Consider the following 25869-nt stretch of genomic DNA (forward strand, 5'->3'; position numbering starts at 1 on the left):
TCCAAGTTAATATATCAAATTCATTGTCATTCTAAAATTGTCCCGTCATGACCGCCCGCCAATCCTACCACCTCACCTTTACCCGTTTCTCACCTTCACTTTCAGTCCGCTCCTTCAGCGCATCCGAAGCGGCCAATACCGCTTACCGTGTCGAAATCACCGCCACCTCGACCGATTCCTCGCTGCCTCTCTCTTCCTACCTCAACCAACGCGCAGCGTTTGAGATTCGTCCGCAGGAAGGCTTACTGTCGGAAGTGGTCAGTGCATTCGGGTCTGCTTCAGACGATCCTCCGGCGAGGCAATGGCAGGGCATTATCACCTCATGCGAGAAGTTGTCCGTTTCCAAGGATGAAACCGTTTACCGCTTTGTTTTAGAGCCGCGTTTCGCGGCAATGAAACATTTCCAAACCTCCCGGCTGTTCCAACACCAAACCGTCCCCGACATCGTTGCAGCGGTCTTCAAACACCACGGCTTCTCCGGTGTCGACTACCGTTTCCAAAAGAGCCGCAACTACAGCGTCCGCGAGTATGTGACCCAGTATCTCGAAAGCGACTTCGACTTTATCAACCGTCTGTGTGAAGAAGAGGGTATTTGGTATGCTTTCGAGCAGAATGAACAACATGGCGACGTAGTCGTCTTCGGCGACAGTCCCGAACACTACTTCCGCGACCAAAGTCTGCCCGTTTCCTACCGCCCCCATGCCGGATTGGAAAGCGTCGGTACCGAAGCACTGTTCAACTTAAGCATCCGCCACAACCCCATCGTCGAAGGCATACGCACGGCCGACTACAACTACCGCAGCGCCGATACCGACCTCTTTGCCGAAACCAACAACAAACAGTCCGAAGAGTCTGCCGACAATACCGTCTTATTGGGCAAACGGCAGCATTGGGGCCTTCATCCCAAAACCCCCGACGAAGCCCAAGTTCAGACGACCCTGTTGAACGAAGCCGTCCTCTGCCGCCAAACCGTCGCAGCCGGCAGCGGCAACGTCGTCTCCATGACGCCGATGAAGGTGTTCCAAACCGATGTCTCCTTCCCCGAAGCACCCGACGGCTGGCTGGTGCTCAGTATGGAACACAGCGGCAGCCGCGATACCGCCTACAGCCATACCTTTACCGCCATTCCCGCCCAACTCGCCTACCGTCCCAAACGCACCACCCCGCGTCCGCACATCGCCGGCACACTGCCCGCACGGGTAACCGCGGCGGAGAACTGCACCTATGCCTATATCGACGATATGGGCCGCTACCGGGTCAAACTGCCGTTTGATTTGGACGAATGGAGTCCCGGCGGCGAAAGCCGTCCCGTCCGGCTGGCCAAACCCTATGCCGGTCCCGAATACGGCATCCACTTCCCATTACACGAAAGCACCGAAGTGATGCTTTCCTTCGTCCAAGGTAATCCCGACCGCCCGTATATCTCCGGCGTCATGCACGACAGCGCCCATCCCGACCATATCCCTGCCGATTGGAACACAAGGAACGTCATCCGTACCTGGGCGAACAATAAACTCAGGATGGAAGACCAAAAAGGTCAGGAACACATCAAACTCGCCACCGACTATCAGAAATCCCAACTTAACCTCGGCCACATCGTCGACTCAAACCGCAACAAACGCGGAGAGAACGGCGAAGGCTTCGAACTCAGAACCGACGGTTGGGGTGCGGTAAGGGCGGGTAAAGGTATCTTTATTAGCACCGATAGTAAAAGTCCTGACGATAAAGTATTGGATATGGACAAAGCATTAGAGAAGTTGCGTCGAGCTGTTGAAGAGGTTGAAAACCTTAATAATGCAATACAGGCTGCTAGAGCGGAGTTAGCCGATATAGAGGATCAAAAAAACCAGTTAACAAATGTCTATCAACAATTGCAACAACAAGCTATCGTGTTGAGTGCGCCTGATGGGATTGCTGCAGTTAGTTCGGGTAGTATACAGCTAACAACAGAAAATAATCTTTTACAAGTTAGTCAGAATAATACCGATTTGCAGTCCATGAATAATCTAACTGCTTCTGCAAAAGAAAAAATCAGTTTATATAGTTATAACGGTGGAATGCAAATTTACTCGTCGAGACAAGATATTGATATTCAGGCTCAAGGTGGAGAATTAAAGCAAACTTCTAAAGGGCAGATGACGTTGATGAGTACCGATAATAAAATCGTTTTGGCAGGGAAGGAAGAGATTTTATTGACTAGTGGTACAGCTTATATCCGTATCAAGGATGGGACAATTGAAATGGGATCTCCAAATCAGATTTGGCATAGAAGTGGAGGCCTCATAGAAACAGGTGTGAATACGTTGGATTATAGTTATCCCCAATTTTCTGAAGCAGTTTGTAAAGAATGTTTGAAGAAAGCCTTGGAAAACGGAAGTCCGCTGGCAGGGAGGGAATAATGCATTATTTACATTCAGCTCCTGATATAGAGGTAATTGAGGAGGCAATTAGTTGGGTTGGGCAGAAAGCTAACGAAACCATCGTCTTGATAGATGGTTCTATGTTAAATGATGATGAGCGGGCAATTTTCGAATTAGCTGGTTTTTCGCGATTATGGCAGCGCGGACACATATTTTCCGACGTAGAAGAATTAGGGCCACTTTTTATTCGTGCAGAACACTTATCTTTGGATGATTTTGGATGGTTGAGGGGGATTTTGAAGAATTATGCGGCAGAATTACCCCTTATCAGTTTTATACGGATAAAAAACAACGCTCCCAATAAGTGGCCAGATATTTTAACTTGGATAGCAAATGTACATACAGAAGAAGGATTAGCATTGTTATTAAGGTATTTTGATACCCGGGTACTTTCCATCATATTTAATCCACAGAATAAATTTTTTACTGCTTCACAAGAAGCTGCTATTGCTGGTGCGATCGAGAAATTTGCATGGATAAACCGCTTTGGGAAATTTTGCAGTTATACCCCTGCCTATAGTAATCAGGTGGCAACCGCGTTAATTTTAAATGATCATCAATTGGAAATGCTGTACAGTCAAAGTCTGCCCGATCAGATTTGGGCAAAAATACAGAAAAATAATCCAGGCAACAGTACGGACTCTGCAGCAATATATAGCAGGATTTTTGAATTGTTGGAGAAAACGGATGTAATACAGGGAAGCTTTACTAATTTGGTTCAGTTTATCCGAAAAAATATCAAAGATGTTTGAACACGCCATTTTGAAAAATTTAACTGTAAGAAATTAAGGAGTAAACAATGAATATGAAAAAGCTTATTACTTTATTGTTCATGGGATTATCTGCCCTGCTTGCTGCATGCAGTAGCCATTCCAATACTATTGGCCTTTCCGTCAAAGTATATAACCATACGTCTAAAGCTATTAATTTCAATATGACTGATGCAACTAAAAAAGACTGGAAAGGGGGGGAATTAGGCTATGAATGGGGAGCAAATGGTGGAGGAGTATCTGCATACCATTCAACTTCAGGGAGTGGGTGGAGGGTACCCGATAAATGGGATCCCAATTACACCATTTTTTTCCAATGGGCGGGTAATGATGAGATCTATACCAAACCGAAACGGGCATTTGTCAAACTGCCGAAATATGAGGATAAAGATTTATTTTATTTGGCGATACACTTTTTTCCTAATGACACCATTAAAGCTTTTGTAACTGCTAAGACGCCTGATTACCCTGATTATCCTTACGGCTGGGCAGAAAATGATGATCCTAAACGGAAAAGAAAATAGGTAAATGTCATTGAGTTTGGGAATAGTTAAGAAAGGAACAGAAAAATGCCGACAGGAGTAGTACAAAAATTTTCCTGCCAGAAAGAAATCCGATTTGGATTATTTTTTGACGGTACGGGAAATAATAGATTTACTGATGAGAAGAAAACCAGAGTATATCTTAAAAGGCTTAATGTTGATAATTATGATTCGCAGCAGTTGCAAAAAATTACTAGTTATTTAAGCAATGTAGCGAAACTATTTTTGTTGTTTGATGAGAATAATGAAAACTCTTTATATAAAGAATATATTCCTGGCGTAGGCACTCCCTTTTCTGAAAATGAAGAAGGTAATCCCAATGAGGGGGCAGGTAGTATTTTGGGCTCCGCACTTGGCTACGGAGGAAATGCACGACTTTGTTATGCTTTTTGGAGACTTTATTCAATTATAATGAATAAAGAAGGGCTTGAGAATGGGATTAATTGGGAACAAAGCAAGCGTCCAGACAAAATTGAAAATAATGTTGATACTTTTCCTGAATATCTGAATAAGCACTTAAGGGAAACTATTGAAAAGTCAGGAAAAAAAAAGGAAGAAAACCAGCAAGGTCAGCAAAATCATCCTGTATGTGTTCGGCTTTTCGCGCGGTGCAGCAGAGGCTCGCAGTTTTGTCAACCGCCTTTCCCGATTGAGTGGTAGCTCGCCTGAGCAGTTGAAATTTGGTGGCATTGATGTTGAAGTAAAGTTTATGGGTATTTTCGACACTGTAGCCTCGGTAGGCATGGTCGATATCAAGTCATTCCGTGGTAACGGTATTCTGCCTCGTTGGTTTGGTAGTTTAGTGGATGGTCATTGGTCTTGGGCTTCTCCTGAAAATCTAGTTGTACCGGATAATATTCGCTGTGTACACTATATTGCCGGTAATGAGGCTCGAGCCTGTTTTCCATTGACTATGACGGAGCATCAAGGTAATCATACTCTTAAACTTTATCCTGGAGCCCATTCGGATGTAGGTGGTGGTTATGGGTTTATGGAGCAGGGTAAATACGATATGTCTGTTATACCCGGTAGAGAAATGTATGATGAAGCTATTAGTGGAGGTACTCCATTTAAAGATCTAATGCCTTACAATATCAACCAGATGAAATTAGATGATGTACATACTGATTATGGTGAGATATTAGCGCACCATGATTTTTTCACAGCGTTTAATGTAATAAAAGATGATATGAGTAAGATGCTTAAAGGGATTGGCGTTGCGCAAGAAGGAGGAGATGTTTGTACTCATGCTAATAATATTGCTCAGTATAACCAAAGTTATTTAGTGTACCGAGGCATTATGTTACGTAAGATTTCCCTTTCAAATAAGACTCCATCTAAATATCAAACTCAAACTAAAACTTGGTATGGTAGCTCACAGAGTGTTCCTCGTTTTGAGTGGCAGGATTTTTATCTTCGCGCAAATGGTGATGCAGAGAGGACGCAAGCTCAAGAGTCGACTAAGAAACCAATTTCCGAAGTGCCTGCGATGTCGCTCAGTAAAGCAGAGAAAAAACGTGAGAATGAATTTGATCCAGATAAATTGGAGCAGCATTTGGAGAGACAGCCGCCAAATTCTAATTCTGTGATTGGGCTTAAGGTGGTTAATGATCTGTTGGAAGAAGGTTTGAGTGTTTTTAATCGTCGGTGGTTATCTACCTTTGGAGTTAAACATAGCTATCATCCAACTGTAAAAGGTATTTTGGAAAAATATCGGGAGAGGCCTCGTATATATCTTGATGAAAAAAATGATGAATACGAAAAAGATTTATATGGGGAGAAAGCTATAAAACTGTTTTATAATGACTATGTTCATGACTCTCAAGCTAGTTTTTATATTGGTATGGGATTGTTGGAATATAGTGGTAGGGTTAGGATAGGCAGTAGTTATTGGCCGACCTTTGTTTTTGGTAATGGTCAAGGACTTGCACGCTATCGGGGAATTTATCGTATTGAGGGCAATACAGCTACTTGGATGAAATACGAACCCGAAGGAGATATTTCTCAACATATTGGATTGAATGGTAAAGCGAATTAACCCATATCTGAAAGAGTTGCCGGAAATGGAGATATCCGTTTTCGGCATCTTTGTTATTTAATTTTTTAAAATTTTTAAAATATGAAACGAACCCGTTGGGCAATCCCTGAAATTCCAGAATTCAAAGCCCCCAAACCAATAAATTGGCAGAAATGGTTACTTATTCTTATAGTTATTTCTATTGTTGGTGTATTGGTTGCTATAAGTATGACCTACTCTGGTATCCCATTGATTACTGGATTAGGTATTGCTGCACTTCCTCCTTTGTTCGTGTGCTTAGTATTTTTCTATTTGCAGTTCAGTTATAAATATAATAAACAGCAGCAACATGAATCATGGGAAGTGGAAAAAGAAAATATTCACCGGAAATGGCAGCAGTGGGCGCAGATGTATTGGTATGTTAATGATTACACTCTTATTTTGCCAGATAATATAGATATTACTAAAATTCCTTTAATAGAGGCTGTTAGTAGTGGAAAAATCCGTCATAATTTTCAGCAAGTAATTACTCCTTTTTCATTTTTTGATACGGGAAAGGATTTATTTGCCAAACGTTATGATAAGAAAGAAATTATTTTGGAAAAAATTCTTTTCCATCATTTGCCTGATTTAGAAAAAATACAGGATTTAGAGGGTGAAAATCTAAAAATTATTATTGTGGAGGACAAATTTCATAGTGAGAAAGATCTGATAAATCGTCGTTTAGGGGAAAATAGCGTTGATTTAGTAATCCGTTTATTAAAGGAACAAAATTGTCAAAAAATGCCTGATATCCTACTAAAAAATGCTGCAGATTTTCAACCTGACGAAATTCAGGATTGGTTGGAAAAAGAAAAAATTAAACATGCTTTGATCATTGCTTTATCTGTAAATAGTACTAATGCTAATGAAGCAGCATGTTCCTTGTTACTTGGAAAAACATTAATTCGAGAAGAATTAATTAAAATTCGTATGCTTCGATCCAATAGTACGATTAAGGGAAACTTAAATGAAATGCTTGAACAAATAATCCAATATCAATTGGATAAACAGTCACCTTTGGGATTGTGGTTAAGTAATATGGATTCGAATAGTCAGGCTGAGTTGATACAGGTATTATATAAACATAATATTGATTTGATTTCGTTAGATTCTGCTCATTCAATGAATAATTTAGATATGTTGTGTGGTAACTTGATACCAATTCAAGGGTGGATTAATTTAGTTAGTGCGGCAAAATTTGTTGGGGCAGGAAAAGGTAATCAATTAGCTATTACACAGATAGATGGACGATACGGGACACATTTTTTTCATTCTGTTTTAGATATATAATTCCTTGTTTTGGGAAGTAGATCCCCACCAGGTTTAATTGATGAGGAATTCTTTACTACTTTTTTATTGATTTTATTCTTAAAAATTTATTCCAAGATATTAAATTTAAAATGTATTTTTAAATTTTAGGCTTTTATTTATGAGTTAGTGTTGATAATAAAGGGTTAATTTAAAAATTTTGAGTGAATGTTATATTGAATATATATCTATAATATAGACATTATGATAAATTTAGAAATCTAATAATAAAAGGTCTCGGCCTGATTTTTTTGTAACGTTATGTATTGTTGTACGTTACATTGTAAAGTAATATGGGCTTAAATTTCATCTATTTGATAAATATGAATTTAATAAGAAATTACGCCTTAAAAGATCTATTTATCCGGTATCTGTAAAAGTTTGAATCTGTCTTGTAAATCAGTATGCAGGACAGGCATTTTTGCTTTATCTACAGATTGGTTCTACTTGTCAGAACGTTTTGCTCAATTCGACAAACATTTTGGTTTTGCCGTATTCGTAGAACTTATCGTTACTCCATGTTTTGTTGTGGGCAATGGTCAGGCGCGGGGTAATGCCTTTGAAATGGAGGGCGCGGTGCCATACGCTCAGGGAGGCGGAGGCTTCTTTGTCGCGGCGGTTTTGTTCGTTGCTGAAGAAGCCGGGGGCTTGGTAACGGCGTTGGGCGGCGCTGAGGCGTAGGACGGTGGAGAGGCCTTTGGGCCATTCTTGTCCCCATGTGGTGCGCAGGGCGTAGCGGTTGAAGCTGTCGCTCTTGTCGTCGCGGTTGCGTTCGCGGTAGAGGTCGATGCCGGCTACCCAGTATTGGCGCGCGTTGCGGTAGTACACGATGGAGTTGCTGAGCAGTTGACTGGTATTGTCGGAATGTTCGCGGCGGCTGTTTTTCAGACGGCCTGCTTCAAATGCGCTGAGGGTTTGCAGCTTGGGTTGCCACCAATGGTTGTAGTGGAGGCGTGCGCCGTTGGTGTAGGTGTAGGGGTCGTTGCCGTAGAAGCGGCGTTCGTGGAACGGGGTAATGCCGATATCGCTGCGCTGGTCGGCATAGCCGAGGCCTGCCGAGAGGCGTGTGGTGAGGTCGTTGTAGTTGGTGTGTTTGGGATAGATTTTGCCGTAATGGTCTGCGCCTGCCGTGGCATAGAAGCCGCGCGGCAGCGACCATTTTTTTTCTGCACCGATTTGGTAGTGGACGGCGGTGGCATCGATGGGCTCGGGGAAGGTCCAGCCTCGGAAGCAGTCGTCGTCGGGATAGACAAGGCGCACGGCGCGGCATTGTTCGTCGCTCAGGTGGTTGCCCAGACGGCGTTGGCCGGGGGCTTGGTTGATGTTTTGTTCGCGCGTGATGTTCAGGCCGGCGTTGAATTGCCATGAGTCGCGTTCGCGCAGGGCTTTGCGGTAGGTTTCGATGCGTTCTTGCAAGGCGGGCGGGAGGGACTCGGTTTGCAGTTTGTCAAACTGGTCGGCTGCGGCTTCGTTTTGTTTGTCTTCAAATAAGGCGGTTGCAAGCTGCCAGCGGACGGCGGAAGCGTCGGGCTGCTCGGCGATAAAGCGGCGGTAATGGTCGATGGCTTCGGCGGCGCGCCCTTCGGATTGGGCAAGCAAACCTTTGGCATAGCGTGCCATGGCGCGGTCGTGTTCGGGCCATTGTTCGTAAATGGGCAAAACGGCTTTGATGCCGGGGATGTTGTGGGTGACGACGGCGGAATACATGGCGCGTGCCAGTAATTCGGTGTTGGCAAGCAGGGTGTCGGCATCGACGTTGATGATTTTTTCAGACGGCCTGTTTGTCTGTTCGGCAGGGATGTTGTGCGCTTCGGGTTGTTGAGGTTCGGCAGTGTTGACTTGAAGCTCGGGTTTTACGTTGGGCGGCACATCGGCGGCGTAAAGGGAAAGGGGAAGGATGGCAAGCAGGAGCAGACGTTTTTTCATGGCAATGTTGGGGATGTTATCGGTATAAGTGGGCAGATTGTACAATGTTTTGAGTCGGAAATTTTGCAAACCGATTGCCATTTTATCTGATAAAGACGACAAAAGGCCGTCTGAAACCCGATGGGATTTCAGACGGCCTTTGTTTGCGGATCGGATTTAGTTTTTGTCCAAGTCCAAATCGGCTTTGTACTCGATACGGCCTTGGCCTTTGTCTTCGATGGAAACGTCCAGCTCTTGTTTGCCGCGTTTGAATTTCAGATCGGCATCGTCGTGTTTGATTTCGGACTCGACCACATGGAAACCTTTGCTGCGCGCGTGGGCGATCACTTTTTTGGCCAGGGAAGGAATGGAATTGTGTCGGCCGGAAAGTTCGGCTTCGTATTCAAACTCACCGTCGCCTTGATGGTCGGCTTTGATGGTGTGCGCGCCTGCCGGACGGTAGATTTCGGAAGGCAGCGGGGAGGCGAATGCCGTGGCAGAGAAAAGAGCCAAAATGCCGGTGGCCAGTAACGATTTTGCTTTGGTCATCGGTTTTCCTTTCTGAAAAGGGTTTTGAGAACGGCATCATCTTATCGGCATGACTGAGGGGCGGCAAGCGGATAAACCTGATTTTACGCGCGGCTACATGATTTGTTTGGAGGGCGTTGATTCTTTGCTTTGGGCTGGTGTTTGCTTGCAGAAAAATGCTGCTGGAAAGACTTAGCCGAGGCGGAACAATTCGCCGCCGTGCGCCTTCAGCCATTGTTCGGCTTGGTCAACATGCGGTGTGAGCGAGTGGGTCAGCGCCCAAAATGCAGGGCTGTGGTCGGGGTGGCGCAGGTGGGCGAGTTCGTGCAGGCAGACGTAGTCGGCGACATATTCGGGTGCGCCGATAAGCCGCCAGTTGAGGCGGATGCCGGTGGTGTGGCGGCAAACGCCCCAGAAGGTTTTGGCGTTGGAAAGGGAAATGGCGCTCGGGGTCAGGCGGGTGGTTCGGATATGGCTTTCGAGGCGCGGCAGCAGATACTCACGCGCACGCTCGTGCAGGAAGCGGCGCAAATGGGTGAGTTGGGCGGCGGTTTCTTTTTTGGGCAACAGGATTTCAGACGGCCTGATTTGGATGTGGTTTGCTGTGTGGACGGACAAGGCCGTCTGAACGCCTTGATACCAAATCCATTCGGGAAGCGTGTCGGTAGGTGTTTGCCGAGTAGGTGTTTTGTTTAGGGTGCGGCGCAGGATGGCCTCGTTGTCGTTCAGCCATTGGGTAAAGTTGCGCTGGGTCACAAACGGCGGGATATTGATGCTGACGGTATCGGCGGAAACGGGGCGCAAGATGAGGTTTTTCTTGGCACTGCGTTTGAGCTGGATATGAATGGTTAGGCCGTCTGAAAGAGTGTGTGTATGGAGGCGGGGCATGGTGTTTGAGGGAAAGGGGAGGGCATGGCGGCCCACCCGATGGAATAATTTATTTGGTTTGTGGCGCGAACGGACCTTGTCCGGTAATCAGGGGCTGCTGGCTTTCTATCCATTGCTCGCATTGAGCCATGATTTCGGCTTCGTTGCCGCTGCCGTAGGCAATGGGTTTGCCGATGATGACGCTGACGGTGCCCGGGTATTTGAGGAAGGAGTTGCGTGGCCAAAACTCGCCGCTGTTGAGCGCGACGGGGATGATGTCCATCTCAAACATTTTTGCCATACGCGCGCCGCCGAGCTTGTAGCGGCCTTTTTCGCCGGGCGGCAAGCGTGTGCCTTCGGGGAAAATGGTAATCCAATAGCCTTCGTTTTTACGCGCAAGGCCTTGCTCTATCAGCTGCCTGTTGGCTTCGCGGCTGTTGCTGCGGTCGATGCCGATGGTTTTAACCAGTTTCAAGCCCCAGCCGAAGAAAGGGATTTTGAAAAGTTCGCGTTTGGCAACATAGACTTGAGGCGGAAAAATTTCTTGTAGGGTGAGGGTTTCCCAGCCACTTTGGTGTTTGGCACAAATGATGGCCGGGCGGTCGGGAATGTTTTCTGCACCGCTTAAGGTGTAGTTCAAACCGATGACGTGTTTGAGCGACCAGTTGAGGATGCGTACCCAAACTTGTGCCATTTTGTGCGCGCCGCCTTGGAAGGGCAGGGCAAGCAGCATAAAGGGGAACAGCAAAATAATGCTGGAGGAAAGGATGAACCAGTAAATCAGGTTGCGGATAATCAGCATATCGTGGAAAAGTCTGTCGTTGGAAGGCCGTCTGAACGCCGGTGTGATCAGGTTTCAGACGGCCTTGTTGTTTGTTTATAAGATAGCTTGCGCGGTTTCTTCGATTTGTGTGTTTTCGCGCATGATGTATTGCGAGAAAGCGAGCAGGTTGTCGAAGATTTGGGTGTGTTCGGGCAGGTCTTGCTCATGTTGGGCCAGCGTTTTTTTGCCTTTGCCGGTCAGGACGAGCGCGGATTTGCCACCTGCGGCATCAATGGCCTGCAGGTCGCGCAGGCTGTCGCCGACCAGCCAGGTTTCGGCGGCATCGGCCTTGAAGCGTTCGATGATGTCGAGAATCATGCCGGGTTTGGGTTTGCGGCATTCGCAGTTATCGACGGCGGTATGCGGGCAAAACCATATGCCGTCGATGGTGCCGCCGGCTTGAACGGCAAGACGGTGCATTTTCGCGTGCATTTCAGTCAGGTCTTGCACGGTAAAGTATTTGCGGCCGATACCGGATTGGTTGGTGGCCACGGCGATGGTGTAGCCTGCCTGCGTTAAAAAGGCGATGGCATCCATGCTGCCTTCGATGGGAATCCATTCGTCAACGGATTTGACGAAATCGTCGCGGTCTTGATTGATGACGCCGTCGCGGTCGAGGATGATGAGTTTCATGGTTCGGGCCCTTATTTTTCTGCTTTCAAACTGCTTTGCCATTTTTCAAAGGCCGTCTGAAAAACGGGTGTCAGTTTGGCGAAGGTTTCCGGGGTGTTTTTGACGTGGTAGAAGCCGCCGAGCGAGGGCGTGTCGAGGGCGAGGACGTAGTCTTCCATAAATGCGCCGTAGCCGTCTTCTTCGTCGGTGTAGTAGAACTCGGTAAACCGTTGGCCGAGTTCGGTAAAGTCGTCCGCCGTCAATGCGCCGTCCATGTGTTTGAGCAGGAAGTGCCGTCCGCTGATTGTGCCTGCGGTCATGGCGGCGAAGTCGGCCGCGGTTTCGGGGGCGGTTTGCCAGACGGGGTTGACGAGGCCTGATTTTGCCGCCCACTGCCAGTACATGCCGATGTGGGTGGCGGCGTTTTCGGGCGGTAGCTGGTCGGGATAGTCTTCGTCGAGATGGAAACGGATATTGTCGTACATGGACGGTGTTCGTTGGGGGAAAGGGGGTATTGTAGCGGAAAATAATGAATTAGGCCGTCTGAAAGAGGGTGTTTCAGACGGCCTTAAGGGAATTTAACCTTTAAATACGGGAACGAGCTCCATTTTGTTTAAGCTCCATGCCAGTATATTGACGATACCGAAGAGAGCTACCCAGTAAATTAGCCATGCACCTCCATAAACAGTGTAAGTTTTGCTTTTACCAAATTTCTGACGGGAATGGAACAGTAATAAGATTGGTGTAGAGCAGGTCCATACGGTAGCAACGAGTCCAACATAGCCAATGGCCGTGACAAAGCCAGTAGGAAAAAGCAAGCAGGAAATCAAGGGAGGGAGGAAAGTAACAGCTGCAGTTTTGGTGCGTCCTGAGGGGCTATCGTTCCATTTGAATATATCAGCAATGTAATCAAATAGTCCGAGAGTTACGCCCAAAAAGGATGTAGCAATTGCCATGTAGGAAAAGAAAGACAGTATTAATGCCATGTTACCGGTAGGAACAAATTTTGATAGTGTTTCGATGAGGATAGATACTTGTCCATCAGCGGCGATAACCGGTGCAAACTCGCTGCGCGGCAGGTTGCCTTGGATGGCGATTTGCCAGAGGATGTAAATTACCAAGGCAATCAGCGTACCTGCCCACAGGGATTTGGCCACTTTGGGCGCGTCGCCTTTAAAGTATTTGAGCAGGCTGGAGACGTTGCCATGGAAGCCGAATGAGGCAAGGCAGACGGGCAGAGCGGTAGCGACATAAATCCAGTAGCTGGTGCCGGCAGGGGCTTGGCTGTCAAACAGGACAGGCATTTTGGCATCGGCAATCAGGCCGCCGGTTGCCCAGATGAAGGTGAGTACCATGCCGCCGATGAGGATGCTGGTGAAGCGGTCAACCAAGCGTGCGGATGCCCAAACGCAAAAGGCGAGAATGCCGAAGAAGACGAGTTGGCCGACGGTAAGCGAAATTTCGCCACCTACCGCGCTGCCGATGCCTTTGGCGGTCAGGTCGCCGCCGACGAAGATGTAGGCGTAAGTGAGCAGGTATAAAACGAAAGCGACGGCAACGCCGTTGATGACGTTCCAAGTCGGGCCGAGCAGGTCTTTGACCATGGTGTCGAAGCTGGCACCGTGCGGATAATGGGTGTTGACTTCCAAAATCATCAGGCCGCTGGAGAGCATGGAAAACCAGGTGTACAGCAACACGGCCAGCGAGCCGGTAAACCATACGCCGGAGGTGGCGGTCGGGTTGGCAAGCATGCCTGCGCCGATAACCGTACCGGCGATAATCATCGCGCCGCCGAATAGGGATGGGGTTTTGGTTGACATTGTTTATCTTTCTTCTAGAAATGCGTGGCTGCCATTATGCCGTAAAGTGTAAGAAAAGGTAAAGCAAAGGCCGTCTGAAAACCCGATTGTCGTTTTCAGACGGCCTTTTTTATATCAGATTAAAATTAAAAATATCCTTGTAAATGTATCATTACTTCCCAATATAATTACTACCTTAAATTACTTCCTAGCTTTGAAAGGTAACAAAAATGTGTGTAGAGCGTGGAGTTGTTATTTCAGATATATTCGAACCAATATATAAAGTAACTTCAACCAAAGAACCCTCCAATCATGTAGAAGGTCTTATATCTTACAGGAATAAACTGCTGATTCCGCCGAGAGAGACTTTTTTTGAGTTAAAGGAAATTAGTGGTTTATCGTTTAAAGAGAATTTACGAGCTTCAGATATTATTAAATATTTAGTTTATTGGGATAAAATCGATTATCCCGCAAATTCACAATGTTTTATAGGATTGGCTGATCCAGATTTAATAATGTTAGAAGCGCAAGGTATTCTTACTAGAACCATGTATCCATTTTATAATAATGGAATTAATCCTGATTTATTTTTAAAATCACAATTATGGGCTCTAGAGCAACATATAAAATCAGCTAAAGGACAATGGACTCTTGCTCAAGATATTTTTGAGACAGATGATTTATACTTTCCTTTGATAAATGAAGATAATAAAAAGCAAATTATAGAGTTTAATTTAATAAATTCACTACCTGTTCCTATTGATAGTACACCAATTTATGAAATTCTTGACTTTAAATATCGAAGAAGAGATGAGTTAATTAGGCTTCGTGAACATTTAGATACTATTTATAATTCTATCATTCAATCTGAAGAGATGCAAAAAACTTATCATAAAAAAATACAGGAGATTCAAAAAGATTTATATGACTTAAATAGATTATTTAATGAAAATAAAATACGTACTCGACTAGATTCGATGAAAGCACATTTTCAAAATATATTACCAACAGATAAATATAGCCTTTTTGCTACACCTCCCACTATTGCAAGCATTGCTAAAGAAATACCGCTATTAGCTCCATATATTCCTGATATCGGTGTTCAATTAGCAGCAGGAGCAATGCTTTGTTTTAGTTCTAAATGGCTAAAAAGTCCTCCGATTGTACAATCAGTAGAAAATAGTCCTTTTGCTTATACTTTTAAAATGGGACGTGAATTTAAGACAAACTCATAATATAAAAATATAAAAAGGCCGTCTGAAAATTTCTCAGACGGCTTTTCTGTATTACCGTGTCAACACTCAAATCAATTTTCTCAGTTTCAATTCGTTTTTCAAATAGGCGTAATAAACCGGCGTGACGATGATGCCGCCGATGCCGAAAATGCGTTCAAAGACGACCATCGCCACCAGCAATTCCCATGCGCTGGATTCGATTTCCGAGCCGATGATTTTGGCGTTGAGGAAATATTCGAGCTTGTGGATGACAACAAGGAACACCAGCGAGGCGAGTGCGACGTAAAGCGATGCGCCGAGGCTCAAAATAATGATGATGGTGTTGGAAATCAGGTTGCCCGCCACCGGAATCAGGCCGACGATAAAGGCGACGATCAGGACGGTCATTTTAAACGGCAGGTCAACGCCGAACAGCGGCAAAACCAAGTAGAGGTACAGACCGGTCAGGAAGGTGTCGATCAGCGAGATTTTGACTTGGGCGAGGAACACGCGTTCAAAGCTGGTTTCAAAATTGACGATGCGCCGCATCAATTCGGCTTTAAACAGAGGCATTTTGTGGCGGTTTTTGCGCATTTTCAGGCGGTGGAAACTGAGCATGGCGCCGATGATGATGCCGATGAGGATGTACACGAAGGACGTGATGCTGTTTTTACTGATGCGGGTCAGTGCGGCGCGGTATTCTTCAATCAGCTTGATTGCCGAGGCTTTGATTTCGGCCATATTGTTGGGCAGCATATTGAGAAGAGCTGCAGGCAGGTCTTGGCTGTTTTTGGTATCTTCCAAAATCGCCGCCAGCTTCGCCAGCATAAAGCTAACATGACCGCCGTGTATCAGGTGGTAAATGCCCAAAGACATCATCGCAATGATGCTGAACACGATGGCCAGCGTCAGCGTGGTGGAAATCAGGTTGATATTGTGCGCATTGAGCGATTTATGCAGCCGCGTGTTGCGCGGTAAAACACGACGGCGGAGTTTGAGGATGACGCCGTTGGTGCGCGTAATAAAGATATAGGTCAGGATAACCGACAGCAGCAGCGGCAGCAAATGGTAGTGCAAGACAATCAGCAAAGCCAAACCCATCAGGATATAGGAAGCGTTGCGGAAAGTCGGGTTGTCGGTGTGGGAAGCGAGTAAGGACATGTGAAGCCGATAAGGTAAAAAAACAAAAAACAGGTCAGGCCGTCTGAAAAACCATGTTCAGACGGCCTAATTTAATGACGGCGGTTAATCGTGCAATGAGGCCGCGTGTAGCGTGTTTTCCAACAAAGTGGCAATCGTCATCGGGCCGACGCCGCCGGGAACGGGCGTAATCATGGACGCGCGTTCTTTGGCAACGTCAAACTCCACGTCGCCGCACAGGCTGCCGTCGTCCAAGCGGTTGATGCCCACATCGATAACGACGGCGCCGGGTTTGACCCATTCGCCTTTAACAAAATTCGGAATGCCCACGCCGACCACCAAAATATCGGCGGCGGCAACTTCATCGGCAAGGTTTTGCGTGGCGCTGTGGCAGATAGTTACCGTCGCGCGGGACAGCAGCAATTCCAACGCCTGCGGGCGGCCGACAATATTGGACGCGCCGACAATCACGGCTTTTTTGCCTTTCGGGTCGATGCCGTAGGCTTCCAACAAAGTCATCACGCCTTTGGGCGTGCACGGGCGCATCAGCGGCATTTTGACGACCAGGCGGCCGACGTTGTAAGGGTGGAAGCCGTCCACATCTTTATGCGGCACGATACGTTCCAAAACCGCCTGGCTGTCGATGTGGGCCGGCAGCGGCAGTTGCACCAAAATACCGTCAACGGCAGAATCGCCGTTCAATTCGTCCACCAGTTTCAGCAAATCGTCTTGCGTGGTTTCAGACGGCAGCTCGTAAGAGCGCGATTCAATGCCGCTTTTTTGGCAGGCCAGTTTTTTATTGCGTACATAAACCGCGCTGGCAGGATCGTCGCCGACCAATACCACCGCCAAACAAGGTGTGTGCAAACCTTTTTCCTGACGCGCCTTTACCGCCTGCGCGACCGCCTCGATGCGTTGCTGAGAGATTTTTTTTCCGTCTATAAGTTGAGCAGTCATGATTTTCCTTCTAAATAGGGACAAATATTGCGTTCAAATTATCGCATTTTTCAGACGGCCTGACACAAAAGAGTGACCCCAATGACGAAACATAAAAATAAATAATGATTAAAAATAATAAGATAAATAAAGAATAGAAAAATAAAGCAAAGTAAGTGTTGACCGGATTGAAAAGGGTCTGTATAGTTCGGGTCTTCAGTCGGGGCGTAGCGCAGCCCGGTTAGCGCATCTGCTTTGGGAGCAGAGGGTCGTGAGTTCGAATCCCACCGCCCCGACCACAAAATTCTAAGCACGAATCGGCATGAGCGCCCGTAGCTCAACCGGATAGAGCACCGACCTTCTAAGTCGGGGGTTACAGGTTCGATTCCTGTCGGGCGTGCCAATTTTTACGGTGGCTGTAGCTCAGTTGGTAGAGCCCTGGATTGTGATTCCAGTTGTCGTGGGTTCGAGCCCCATCAGCCACCCCAGATGAAAGCCTGCATATTGTATGCAGGCTTTTTCCCGTTTATGCCCTGAATTTTAATTCAAGTTTATTGGGTTTCAAAAACAGTATTCATCAAACTGTTTCATCATGGCAGCGGCAAAAACGGCGTCTTCGGTGTCTGTCAGATGCCGATGAATACGCAGTCAAGCCCAAATATTGTACCGTTCGGTATCTTTTTATGGCGTTTCGCCGTTATCCTTTATAATACCCCGATTATTTTCTGTTTTATTCCCAAAGGAACCGCATCATGTCCGAATGGTCAGCTCCAGAATTCGAATCCAAAATCTGTCCGCCCGAAAAGCTGGCGGAGCGTTTGGCGGCATTGCCCCGTCCGCTGGTGTTTACCAACGGCTGTTTCGATATTCTCCACCGAGGCCATGTAACGTATCTGGCGCAGGCACGATCGGCCGGTGCGGCTTTGGTATTGGCGTTGAATACCGATGCTTCGGTGCGCCGTCAGGGCAAAGGGGACGACCGTCCGATTAATCCTTTGGAAAACCGCGCGGCAGTGGCAGCGGCATTGGCGAGCGTGGATTTGGTTACATGGTTTGATGACGACACGCCGGCCGCGTTGATTGAAATGGTCAAACCCGATGTGTTGATTAAAGGCGGCGATTGGCCTGTGGATAAAATTGTCGGTGCGGCCGAAACGTTTGCGCGCGGCGGCAAAGTATTTTCGATTCCGTTTTTACATCAGACTTCGACCACTAAAACTTTGGCGAAAATCCGCGAAGCCGGAGGAGGCGCATGACGGATTTGAACAGCCGCCATTGGGCCTTGCTCGCCGCGCTTTCAGACGGCCTGCCGCAACACGTTTCTCAGTTGGCGCGTGCGGCCGGGATGAAGCCGCAACAATTAAACGGATTTTGGCAGCAGATGCCGGGGCATATCCGCGGTTTGCTGCGCCAGCATGACGGGCAATGGCGCTTGGTGCGCCCATTGGCTGTGTTTGCCGAAGAATCTCTGCAACAAATGGCCGGGAAACATGGTTTTCGCGCGCAGTTGAAACACGAATGTTCGTCTAGCAACGATGAAATCATGGCGTTGGCGCGCCAGTCGGCAGATTTGGCGCACAAGGCCTTGTGTGTGGCGCATTTTCAAACCAAAGGGCGCGGACGGCAGGGGCGAAGCTGGGTCAACCGACAGGGCGAATGCTTGATGTTCAGTCTGGGCTGGGCGTTTGACAAGCCGCAGTATGAGTTGGGGTCGCTGGCGTTGGTGGTGGCATTGGCTTGCCGCCGTGCGCTTGCCGATATTGGTTTGGACGTGAACATCAAGTGGCCGAACGATTTGGTCGTGGCCAACGATAAATTGGCCGGCGTGTTGATTGAAACGACGCGGGTGGAAAATAAAACCGTCGCCGTCATCGGCATCGGCATTAATTTTGTATTGCCGAAAGAAGTGGAAAACGCTACTTCCGTACAGGCTTTGTTTCAGACGGCCTCTAAGCAGGGCGTAAGCGTCGAAGCCTTATTGAATGCGGTGTTGGCGCAACTCGATGCGCTGTTGAACGAGTACGCGCAAAACGGATTTGCATCATGTGTCGGCGAATACGATGCCGCCAACCGCGACACAGGCAGGCCGGTCTTGCTGCTTCAAGAAGGGCGCGTTGTCCACGAAGGTGTGGTCAAAGGCGTGGACGCGCAAGGCGCGTTGCGTTTACTGACGGACAAGGGCGAGAAAACCATTGTCAGCGGCGAAATCAGCTTGCGCCCGGATAACCGCCCGGCACAACCTGCCGCCGCCAAGCCGGAACGCTTTTTGCTGCTGGACGGCGGCAACAGCCAGTTGAAATGGGCGTGGGTGGAGAACGGCACATTTACCGAAGTCAGCCGCGCGCCGTATCGTGATTTGGCCAAGCTGGGCGAAGAATGGCTGCAATTTGCCGATGATGATGTGAAGATTGTCGGTTGCGCCGTGTGCGGTTCGGTAAAAAAAGCGATGGTTGAAGAACAATTAACCCGTCCAGTCGAATGGCTGTCTTCCATGCCGCAGGCTTTGGGTATCCGCAATCATTACCGCCGCCCTGAAGAACATGGTTCCGACCGCTGGTTTAATGCGCTGGGCAGCCGCCGCTTCACGCAAAACGCCTGCGTCGTCGTCAGCTGCGGCACCGCCGTAACCACCGACGCGCTGACGGAAGACAATCATTATCTCGGCGGCACCATCATGCCCGGTTTCCACTTGATGAAAGAGGCGATGGCGCTTAAAACCGCCAACCTTAACCGCCCCATCGGCAAAGTATATCCTTTCCCGACCACAACGCCGAACGCCATTGCCAGCGGCATGATGGATGCCGTTTGCGGCGCGCTGATGATGATGCATGGCCGTCTGAAAGACAAAACGGGCGGGGGCAAACCGGTCGATATTATTATCACGGGCGGCGGTGCGGCCAGAGTCGTGCAGGCCTTGCCCGAGGCATTTGTTCATGACAATCAAGTGAAAATCGTCGATAATCTCGTGATTCACGGGCTCTTGCATTGGATTGCCCATCGCAACGGACAATAAAAAGGAAAACGCATCATGAAATGGCTGTTTGCGGTCTTGGTCGCACTCAACATCATTGTTTTTGGCAGCATGGTTGCCTATCGGACACAGCATAAAACCGCCAAACCCGAATCGGCCTTGGAAGGCGGCACGCACGAATTATTGCGCCCGTCTTCTTTGGACGCACCCAAAGCCGAGCCGCAGCAGGCATCGCAGCCCGATTGGGTGGCGGATGAATCAGACGGCCTGATCATGGCCGAACCCGAATCCGAAGAAGCAGAAGCCTTGCGTAAAAAACAAGAAGCGCAGCAGTTGAAAGAGAAAAAAGAAAAAATGCGCCGCGAGAAAGAAGCGCAAGAACGCCGCGCCGCCGAAGAAGAGATGGACGCGGCCGGCGTGGAACGCTTGTGTACCAGCAGCGCCACCGTGGTAATGGACGAAGACGATTACCACCGCATCAAAGGCCTGTTGGGCAAATGGCCCCATGCGGCCAGCCGCAGTATCGAAAAACGCAACGGCGCATCCGGTGGTGAAACTTCTTCCAAAACCTTCCGCGTGGTCTTGCCTGCCGACGGCGACACTTCTGCCCAGCTTGACGCCTTGGGCAGCCGCGGCTTTAGCGGCAGCATTCACAACGGCGAAATCAGCATTGACGTAACACGCAGCCGCTCTTCCGCCCAAGTTTTGATTTCACGCTTGTCCAGCGCAGGTTTCGGCGGCGCGCGTATTGTCGAACAGGAAGACAGAAGCGCACCCGATACCGGTTTGAGCGTGGCGCGCATGACCGTGGTCTTTATGGCGGTTGACGAGCGCGATGCCCAAGACATCAGAAACATTGTCGGCCGTTATGGCAAATTGAACATGAAAACCTGTCGATGATCAGGCCTATTCGGTTTCAGACGGCCTGATAAGCAGCCGGAAAAGCCTGATAAACCGAACGCCGTAAAACACGAAACCCACTGTATCGGCAGTGGGTTTCATGTTTTTCGGTTTTGAGTATCTGATATAAAGGGGAACAGGTATGTTTCGTATATGCGCACTCCGAGTATCAAGAGATAATGGGGAAGAGGGGGATAAAATCTGTCGTTTAATGGCTCGGATTAGGACGTCTTCCGAGTGGTTTTGATTATACGCTAATAATAACTATTATCAATAGCAAAATTGAAAAAATAAGGGATTTTTCTATAATAGTTTGTTTTGTATGGAAATTAAGTTTTAGTGTTGGTTTTGCTGTGATTGAAAAGGCCGTTGATGACCTACAAGCATATTTGGCATCTCCTGTCGGCAGCTTGCCGGCAGAGACAGAAAATGGCAACAGTGTCGCAGTTAAAACAAAACTGGATAAGCGTTTTATCGTGTTGTACTCGTTAAATCTGAAATTTCAGACAGTACACTTTTATCTAACTACTAAGGCAGAGAACAACCTTCAGGCATAACAATTTTGCATTCAGTCATTCCTTCATTCTTACAATTTAATAAAGCAGTCTTTTCTGCAGCTCCTTGTTCTGCAGCACCTCCTATGACTCTAGTTTGTTTATTCAGTTTTCCAGTAGCGGCAGCTACACATCCGTTTCGAACCCAACTGAGTACTTTACAATGAATATTTTTATTTCCAGCACCGCATTGTTTAATCGCAGCTCTCTGTGCCTCAGCTTTTGAATTTTGATTTAATGCTCCACCTATATTCCCAGACCTTGCATCAAAAGCTAAAGCTCCAAATTTGGAAGGAACTTTTACATCATAATAAATAATTTTCTTAGGTTGTGTATGAGTATTTGATTGAGATGGAACGTTATATAAAATTTGTCTACCGGAGCTGTCAATAATGCGACAGGTTCCAGTTGCAGGCTGGTATTCACCACCACAGCCGTTGGCATAAACATTAAGACTTATCAGTCCCAACAATACAACAAGTAATTTTTTCATTTCAAGTCCGATCTATTTATGATTTAAATTTTTATCAGTCTGCCGCTGCATCAATCATACGATGATTTGTTATCTTCTTTACGCGGCTGACGTTGAAATAGGGCAAGGCAAACATTTCAACCCTATATTCCTATATTTCAGACGGCCTTTTGATTTGTTTCAATCACTCATAAACCCAAGCAATCAACATATCCAAAGCCATATAAAATACCGTATAATCAAGGCCAAATTAACTTTGCCTGCTTGTCGGGCCGTCTGAAAAATTATGCAACAAACCTATGCCGCCGTACAGCGAGATTTGCTCGAAGCCAACCACCTTTCCCCCGATTTGCTCGCCCAAAGCCTGAGCATTATCGGCGCCAACCATGTCGATTATGCCGACATCTATTGTCAGCGTACTGCCTATGAAAGCTGGCATTTGGAAGAAGGCATCGTCAAATCGGGCAGCTTCCAAATCGATCAGGGTGTGGGCGTGCGTGCCGTTTCGGGCGATAAAACTGCTTTTGCCTACGCCGACAGCCTGTGTATCGATTCGATCAACCGCTCTGCCAAAGCCGTTCGCGTGATTGGTGCGGCCGGCGGCGAGGCCAGCGTCAAAGTACCGACACCTGCCTACGGCAAACCTGTCCACATGGCGATTGACCCTATTGCCAGTCTTGATTCCGCCGCCAAGGTCGCGCTGTTAAACAAAGTCGAAACGCTGGCCAAAGCCGCCGATCCGCGTATCATGCAAGTGATGGCCGGTTTGACCTGCGAATACGACATGGTGTACATCGCCCGTTTGGACGGTAAACACGCTGCCGACATCCGCCCGATGGTGCGCATGAACGTTACCGTCATTGCCAAGCAGGGCGAGCGTCGCGAGCAGGGCAGCGCGGGCGGCGGCGGGCGTTATGATTTGGCGTATTTCGATGAAAACTTGGTGCATCGGTTTGTCGATTCCGCCGTCAAACAAGCGCTGACCAATCTCGAATCCCGTCCTGCGCCTGCCGGCGAGATGACCGTCGTTTTGGGCAACGGCTGGCCGGGCGTGTTGCTGCACGAAGCGGTCGGACATGGTTTGGAAGGCGATTTCAACCGTAAAGAAACCAGCGTTTTCTCCGGTCGAATCGGTGAGCGTGTCGCCGCCAAAGGCGTTACCGTTGTGGATCAAGGCGATATTGCCGACAGACGCGGTTCGCTCAATATCGACGACGAAGGCAATGAAACCCGCCGCACTGTATTGATTGAAGACGGTATTTTGGTCGGCTATATGCAGGACGAAACCAACGCCCGTCTGATGGGTACGCAATCGACCGGCAACGGCCGCCGCGAAAGTTACGCCTCCGCACCTATGCCGCGCATGACCAATACTTTTATGGAAAATGGCGGCTATGAGCCGGAAGAAATCATCGCGTCCATCGACAAGGGCATTTACGCCGTTAACTTCGGCGGCGGACAAGTGGACATTACCAGCGGCAAGTTTGTGTTTAGCGCATCCGAAGCGTGGTGGGTGGAAGGCGGCAAGTTGCAATACCCTGTCAAAGGCGCGACCATCATCGGCAACGGTCCCGAAGTGCTGAAACACGTTTCCATGATAGGCAACGACTCCGCGCTCGACAGCGGCATCGGCGTCTGCGGCAAAGAAGGGCAAAGTGTTCCTGTCGGCGTCGGACAGCCGACCCTGAGGATTGATGCCGGACTGACCGTCGGCGGTAGCGAAATTTAAACGGCAGGCCGTCTGAAAGGTTTTCAGACGGCCTTTTACATTAGGATAAAACCATGCAGGAACAGAATCGGAAATCAAGTTTTCCTATAGTGACGTTGCTGGTGTCGGTTGCCCTGTGGATAGCGTCTTTATCCAATGTTGCATTTTATTTGGGCAATCATGAAAGCATGAAGGGTGTGACCGTTTTGATTTTGGGGTCGATATTTGCTTCTTTGGATATCAGGTATTGTGCGGCCTATGCCAATTATGTTTGGTTGGCGGCCATTGTGTTGCTGGCGTTGCGGAAGAAGGTCGTGCCTGTCCATGCGGCACTTTGGGGTTTGGCGTTGGTGGCTTTCAGTGTGAAAGCCGTACACGTCGATGAAGCAGGGAATACAGCGGATATCGTGCGTTACGGTGCAGGGTTTTATTTGTGGTATGCCGCATTTGCGGTTGCCACCATCGGCACGTTTGCCGGAAAGAATAAGGAAAGAAAAGCCGCAATGCTGGCAGATGGGACGAAAAATGACGCTTGATGAATGGTTGCGCCAATCGGCACTGCCCAAAAATGAAGCGCGGATGTTGTTGCAATATGCGCTGGGTTATACGCGCGCGCAGCTAGTGACACGCGGTACGGACGATTTGGCAGAATCCGCCCTGCAAACCTTGGAGATTTTGACGCAACGCCGTTTGCAAGGCGAGCCGATGGCCTATCTGTTGGGCGAACGCGAGTTTTACGGACGACGCTTTGCCGTCAATCCCCATGTGCTGATTCCACGCCCTGAAACCGAGCATTTGGTGGAAGCTGTGCTTAAACTCTTGCCACAGCAAGGCCGCGTGTGGGATTTGGGAACGGGCAGCGGCGCCATTGCCGTGACCATCGCGCTTGAACGCGTTGATGCCGATGTTCGCGCATCCGACATCAGCGCCGGTGCTTTGGATACCGCCCGTCAAAATGCGGCCAAATTGGGCGCAAAAGTCGAGTTTGCGCAGGGTTCGTGGTTTGATACCGACAGGCCGTCTGAAGGCCGATACGATGTGATTGTTTCCAATCCGCCGTATATTGAGGACGGCGATAAACATTTGTCGCAGGGCGATTTGAGGTTTGAACCGCAAAACGCGCTGACCGACTTTTCAGACGGCCTCAGCCATATCCGCCACATTACCCAAGAAGCCCCCAAATACCTGAAGGCCAACGGCTGGCTGCTGTTTGAACACGGCTATGACCAAGGCGAAGCAGTGCGGAACATTATGCTGGAGAACGGTTTTGTCGAAGTGGCAACCGAACAGGATTTGGCAGGATTGGACAGGGTCACGCTGGGGCGTTTGCCTACTTAGTGGGCATGGTTTGTCTGAATATAAAAAAGGGCGTGTTAATCACGCCCTTTTGGTTTTTTTTGTTTAGCTGTTCAGACAGCCTGGTTTAACGCCAAGCGGCGACGAACTCCGCCCAGTGTTGTTTTTCTTCGGCTTGTGCGGCCAGATAGTGTTTGATGCGTTTGATTTCGACTTCGTATTCGTCGGCGTCGAGCGCGCCGCTCATCATGCGAAAGCGCATGTACATCAGGTAGGTATTGGCGGCATCGGTTTCGCAATAGTCGCGGATGTCTTTCAGACGGCCTGCGTGATAAGCGTCCCAAACCTTGCTGCCGTCCATGCCCAGTTTGCCGGGGAAGCCGCAGAGTTTGGCCATATCGTCCAAAGGCACGCTGGCGCGCGGTTGGTAGAGGGCGAGCAAATCCATCAGGTCGCAATGGCGGGTGTGGTAGCGGCTGATGTAGTTGTTCCACTTAAAGTCGCGGCTGTCGCCAAAATCGCCGTCGCCCATATCCCAATAGCGGGCGGCGCTGATGCCGTGTATCAGGGCGCGGTAGTGGAGGACGGGCAGGTCGAAACCGCCGCCGTTCCAGCTGACGAGTTGCGGCGTATAGTTTTCAATGACCTCGAAAAACTTGGCAATCATGACTTCTTCGCTGTCTTCAGGATCGCCGATGGTACTGATGCGGATTTTGTCCTGACCCCAGCGCATACAGCAGGAGATGGCGACGACTTGGTGCAGATGGTGTTGCATAAAGTCGCTGCCGGTCTTGGCGCGGCGTTGCTGTTGGGCAAACAGGACAACTTCGTTGTCGGGCAAATCGGCAGGCAAATCGTAAAGCAGGCGGATGCCGTTTACGTCGGGAATGGTTTCGATGTCGAAGGCGAGTATCGGGGTCATGGCGTGATCGGGTTGGATAAGGAATGATGCCATTGTGGCATGACGGCGCAGATAAAAAAAGAGGCAATCCCCCACAGGATTGCCCCAATACCTCAAATCAGAGATTTACGCTTCACAAACAAT

At 48.4% G+C, this 25869-nt stretch carries 24 protein-coding genes and 3 tRNA genes; 16 read left to right on the forward strand and 11 right to left on the reverse strand.

The features are described from left to right. Positions 1-47 precede the first annotated feature (47 nt). The 6 genes from RRV97_RS10715 to RRV97_RS10740 all read left to right on the forward strand — a co-directional run bounded on the left by RRV97_RS10715 (position 48) and on the right by RRV97_RS10740 (position 7081). Positions 48-2399 carry a type VI secretion system tip protein VgrG gene (locus RRV97_RS10715; RefSeq protein WP_315611498.1) on the forward strand — a complete coding sequence of 784 codons (2352 nt, stop codon included), beginning with the start codon at positions 48-50 and terminating at the stop codon, positions 2397-2399. Then, positions 2399-3172 (forward strand): hypothetical protein, encoded by a 774-nt coding sequence (locus tag RRV97_RS10720; protein WP_315611499.1) that lies wholly within the window; start codon positions 2399-2401, stop codon positions 3170-3172. The genes RRV97_RS10715 and RRV97_RS10720 overlap by 1 nt, the downstream gene beginning before the upstream one ends. A gap of 47 nt (positions 3173-3219) precedes the next feature. Continuing rightward, positions 3220-3714: a DUF3304 domain-containing protein gene (locus RRV97_RS10725; protein WP_128580293.1), complete on the forward strand. Its 495-nt coding sequence runs from the start codon at positions 3220-3222 to the stop codon at positions 3712-3714. Positions 3715-3759: 45 nt separating this feature from the next. Continuing rightward, positions 3760-4392 carry a hypothetical protein gene (locus RRV97_RS10730; protein WP_315611500.1) on the forward strand — a complete coding sequence of 211 codons (633 nt, stop codon included), beginning with the start codon at positions 3760-3762 and terminating at the stop codon, positions 4390-4392. Positions 4393-4441: 49 nt separating this feature from the next. Beyond that, positions 4442-5770 carry a phospholipase effector Tle1 domain-containing protein gene (locus RRV97_RS10735; protein ID WP_315611501.1) on the forward strand — a complete coding sequence of 443 codons (1329 nt, stop codon included), beginning with the start codon at positions 4442-4444 and terminating at the stop codon, positions 5768-5770. A gap of 81 nt (positions 5771-5851) precedes the next feature. Further along, positions 5852-7081: a hypothetical protein gene (locus RRV97_RS10740; protein ID WP_315611502.1), complete on the forward strand. Its 1230-nt coding sequence runs from the start codon at positions 5852-5854 to the stop codon at positions 7079-7081. 468 nt (positions 7082-7549) lie between these two features. Here the strand turns inward: RRV97_RS10740 and RRV97_RS10745 are convergent, their stop codons facing one another. From RRV97_RS10745 to RRV97_RS10775, 7 genes are all read right to left on the reverse strand, one after another. After that, positions 7550-9025 (reverse strand): surface lipoprotein assembly modifier, encoded by a 1476-nt coding sequence (locus tag RRV97_RS10745; RefSeq protein WP_315612262.1) that lies wholly within the window; start codon positions 9023-9025, stop codon positions 7550-7552. A 156-nt stretch (positions 9026-9181) separates the two neighbouring features. After that, complete coding sequence (locus tag RRV97_RS10750; RefSeq protein WP_036492581.1) at positions 9182-9553, reverse strand: hypothetical protein; 372 nt, start codon at positions 9551-9553, stop codon at positions 9182-9184. Between the two features lie 171 nt (positions 9554-9724). Next, positions 9725-10420, reverse strand: coding sequence for a M48 family metallopeptidase (locus RRV97_RS10755; protein ID WP_315611503.1), 696 nt, complete (start codon positions 10418-10420; stop codon positions 9725-9727). 49 nt (positions 10421-10469) lie between these two features. Next, complete coding sequence (locus tag RRV97_RS10760; RefSeq protein ID WP_315611504.1) at positions 10470-11201, reverse strand: lysophospholipid acyltransferase family protein; 732 nt, start codon at positions 11199-11201, stop codon at positions 10470-10472. Between the two features lie 75 nt (positions 11202-11276). Next, positions 11277-11855 carry a D-glycero-beta-D-manno-heptose 1,7-bisphosphate 7-phosphatase gene (gmhB, locus tag RRV97_RS10765; RefSeq protein ID WP_003749152.1) on the reverse strand — a complete coding sequence of 193 codons (579 nt, stop codon included), beginning with the start codon at positions 11853-11855 and terminating at the stop codon, positions 11277-11279. Between the two features lie 11 nt (positions 11856-11866). Further along, positions 11867-12319: a cell surface protein gene (locus RRV97_RS10770; protein WP_315611505.1), complete on the reverse strand. Its 453-nt coding sequence runs from the start codon at positions 12317-12319 to the stop codon at positions 11867-11869. A gap of 93 nt (positions 12320-12412) precedes the next feature. Then, positions 12413-13654, reverse strand: coding sequence for an aromatic amino acid transporter (locus RRV97_RS10775; protein WP_315611506.1), 1242 nt, complete (start codon positions 13652-13654; stop codon positions 12413-12415). Positions 13655-13863: 209 nt separating this feature from the next. Here RRV97_RS10775 and RRV97_RS10780 point away from each other — a divergent pair, with 209 nt between their 5' ends. Then, positions 13864-14868: a DUF6236 family protein gene (locus RRV97_RS10780; protein ID WP_315611507.1), complete on the forward strand. Its 1005-nt coding sequence runs from the start codon at positions 13864-13866 to the stop codon at positions 14866-14868. A gap of 66 nt (positions 14869-14934) precedes the next feature. Here the strand turns inward: RRV97_RS10780 and RRV97_RS10785 are convergent, their stop codons facing one another. Beyond that, on the reverse strand, positions 14935-16008 hold the full coding sequence (locus RRV97_RS10785; RefSeq protein ID WP_315611508.1) for an AI-2E family transporter: 1074 nt from the start codon (positions 16006-16008) through the stop codon (positions 14935-14937). 84 nt (positions 16009-16092) lie between these two features. After that, positions 16093-16944 (reverse strand): bifunctional methylenetetrahydrofolate dehydrogenase/methenyltetrahydrofolate cyclohydrolase FolD, encoded by an 852-nt coding sequence (folD, locus tag RRV97_RS10790; RefSeq protein WP_188212325.1) that lies wholly within the window; start codon positions 16942-16944, stop codon positions 16093-16095. A 200-nt stretch (positions 16945-17144) separates the two neighbouring features. On the opposite strand from folD, the gene RRV97_RS10795 reads away from it, so the two are divergent. The 6 genes from RRV97_RS10795 (at position 17145) to RRV97_RS10820 (ending at position 20794) form a co-directional block, all read left to right on the forward strand. After that, positions 17145-17222, forward strand: a tRNA-Pro gene (locus tag RRV97_RS10795). A gap of 27 nt (positions 17223-17249) precedes the next feature. Next, positions 17250-17326, forward strand: a tRNA-Arg gene (locus RRV97_RS10800). Between the two features lie 9 nt (positions 17327-17335). Next, a tRNA-His gene (locus tag RRV97_RS10805) sits at positions 17336-17411 on the forward strand. Positions 17412-17672: 261 nt separating this feature from the next. Then, positions 17673-18179, forward strand: coding sequence for an adenylyltransferase/cytidyltransferase family protein (locus RRV97_RS10810; RefSeq protein ID WP_107723979.1), 507 nt, complete (start codon positions 17673-17675; stop codon positions 18177-18179). Continuing rightward, positions 18176-19936 (forward strand): bifunctional biotin--[acetyl-CoA-carboxylase] ligase/type III pantothenate kinase, encoded by a 1761-nt coding sequence (locus tag RRV97_RS10815; protein ID WP_315611509.1) that lies wholly within the window; start codon positions 18176-18178, stop codon positions 19934-19936. Before RRV97_RS10810 ends, RRV97_RS10815 begins: the two co-directional genes overlap by 4 nt. A 15-nt stretch (positions 19937-19951) precedes the next feature. Beyond that, the gene (locus RRV97_RS10820; protein WP_004520957.1) at positions 19952-20794 is read left to right on the forward strand and encodes a hypothetical protein; all 843 of its coding nucleotides are present in this window, start codon (positions 19952-19954) and stop codon (positions 20792-20794) included. A gap of 528 nt (positions 20795-21322) precedes the next feature. Here RRV97_RS10820 and RRV97_RS10825 read toward each other — a convergent pair. Further along, positions 21323-21841: a DUF4189 domain-containing protein gene (locus RRV97_RS10825; protein ID WP_315611510.1), complete on the reverse strand. Its 519-nt coding sequence runs from the start codon at positions 21839-21841 to the stop codon at positions 21323-21325. A gap of 265 nt (positions 21842-22106) precedes the next feature. On the opposite strand from RRV97_RS10825, the gene tldD reads away from it, so the two are divergent. Genes tldD through prmC form a run of 3 tightly spaced genes read left to right on the forward strand, consistent with a single transcriptional unit; the run spans position 22107 to position 24866 of the window. After that, positions 22107-23549, forward strand: a complete 1443-nt coding sequence (gene tldD, locus RRV97_RS10830; RefSeq protein ID WP_315611511.1) for a metalloprotease TldD — start codon at positions 22107-22109, stop codon at positions 23547-23549. A gap of 53 nt (positions 23550-23602) precedes the next feature. Beyond that, positions 23603-24064, forward strand: coding sequence for a hypothetical protein (locus RRV97_RS10835; RefSeq protein WP_315611512.1), 462 nt, complete (start codon positions 23603-23605; stop codon positions 24062-24064). Next, positions 24054-24866 (forward strand): peptide chain release factor N(5)-glutamine methyltransferase, encoded by an 813-nt coding sequence (prmC, locus tag RRV97_RS10840; protein WP_315611513.1) that lies wholly within the window; start codon positions 24054-24056, stop codon positions 24864-24866. The genes RRV97_RS10835 and prmC overlap by 11 nt, the downstream gene beginning before the upstream one ends. Positions 24867-24951: 85 nt before the next feature. Here prmC and RRV97_RS10845 read toward each other — a convergent pair whose 3' ends face one another. Beyond that, positions 24952-25746, reverse strand: a complete 795-nt coding sequence (locus RRV97_RS10845; RefSeq protein ID WP_036492616.1) for a 3'-5' exonuclease — start codon at positions 25744-25746, stop codon at positions 24952-24954. Positions 25747-25869 lie beyond the last annotated feature (123 nt).

The organism is Neisseria sp. DTU_2021_1001991_1_SI_NGA_ILE_055 (assembly GCF_032342915.1).
Taxonomy (GTDB): Bacteria; Pseudomonadota; Gammaproteobacteria; order Burkholderiales; family Neisseriaceae; genus Neisseria.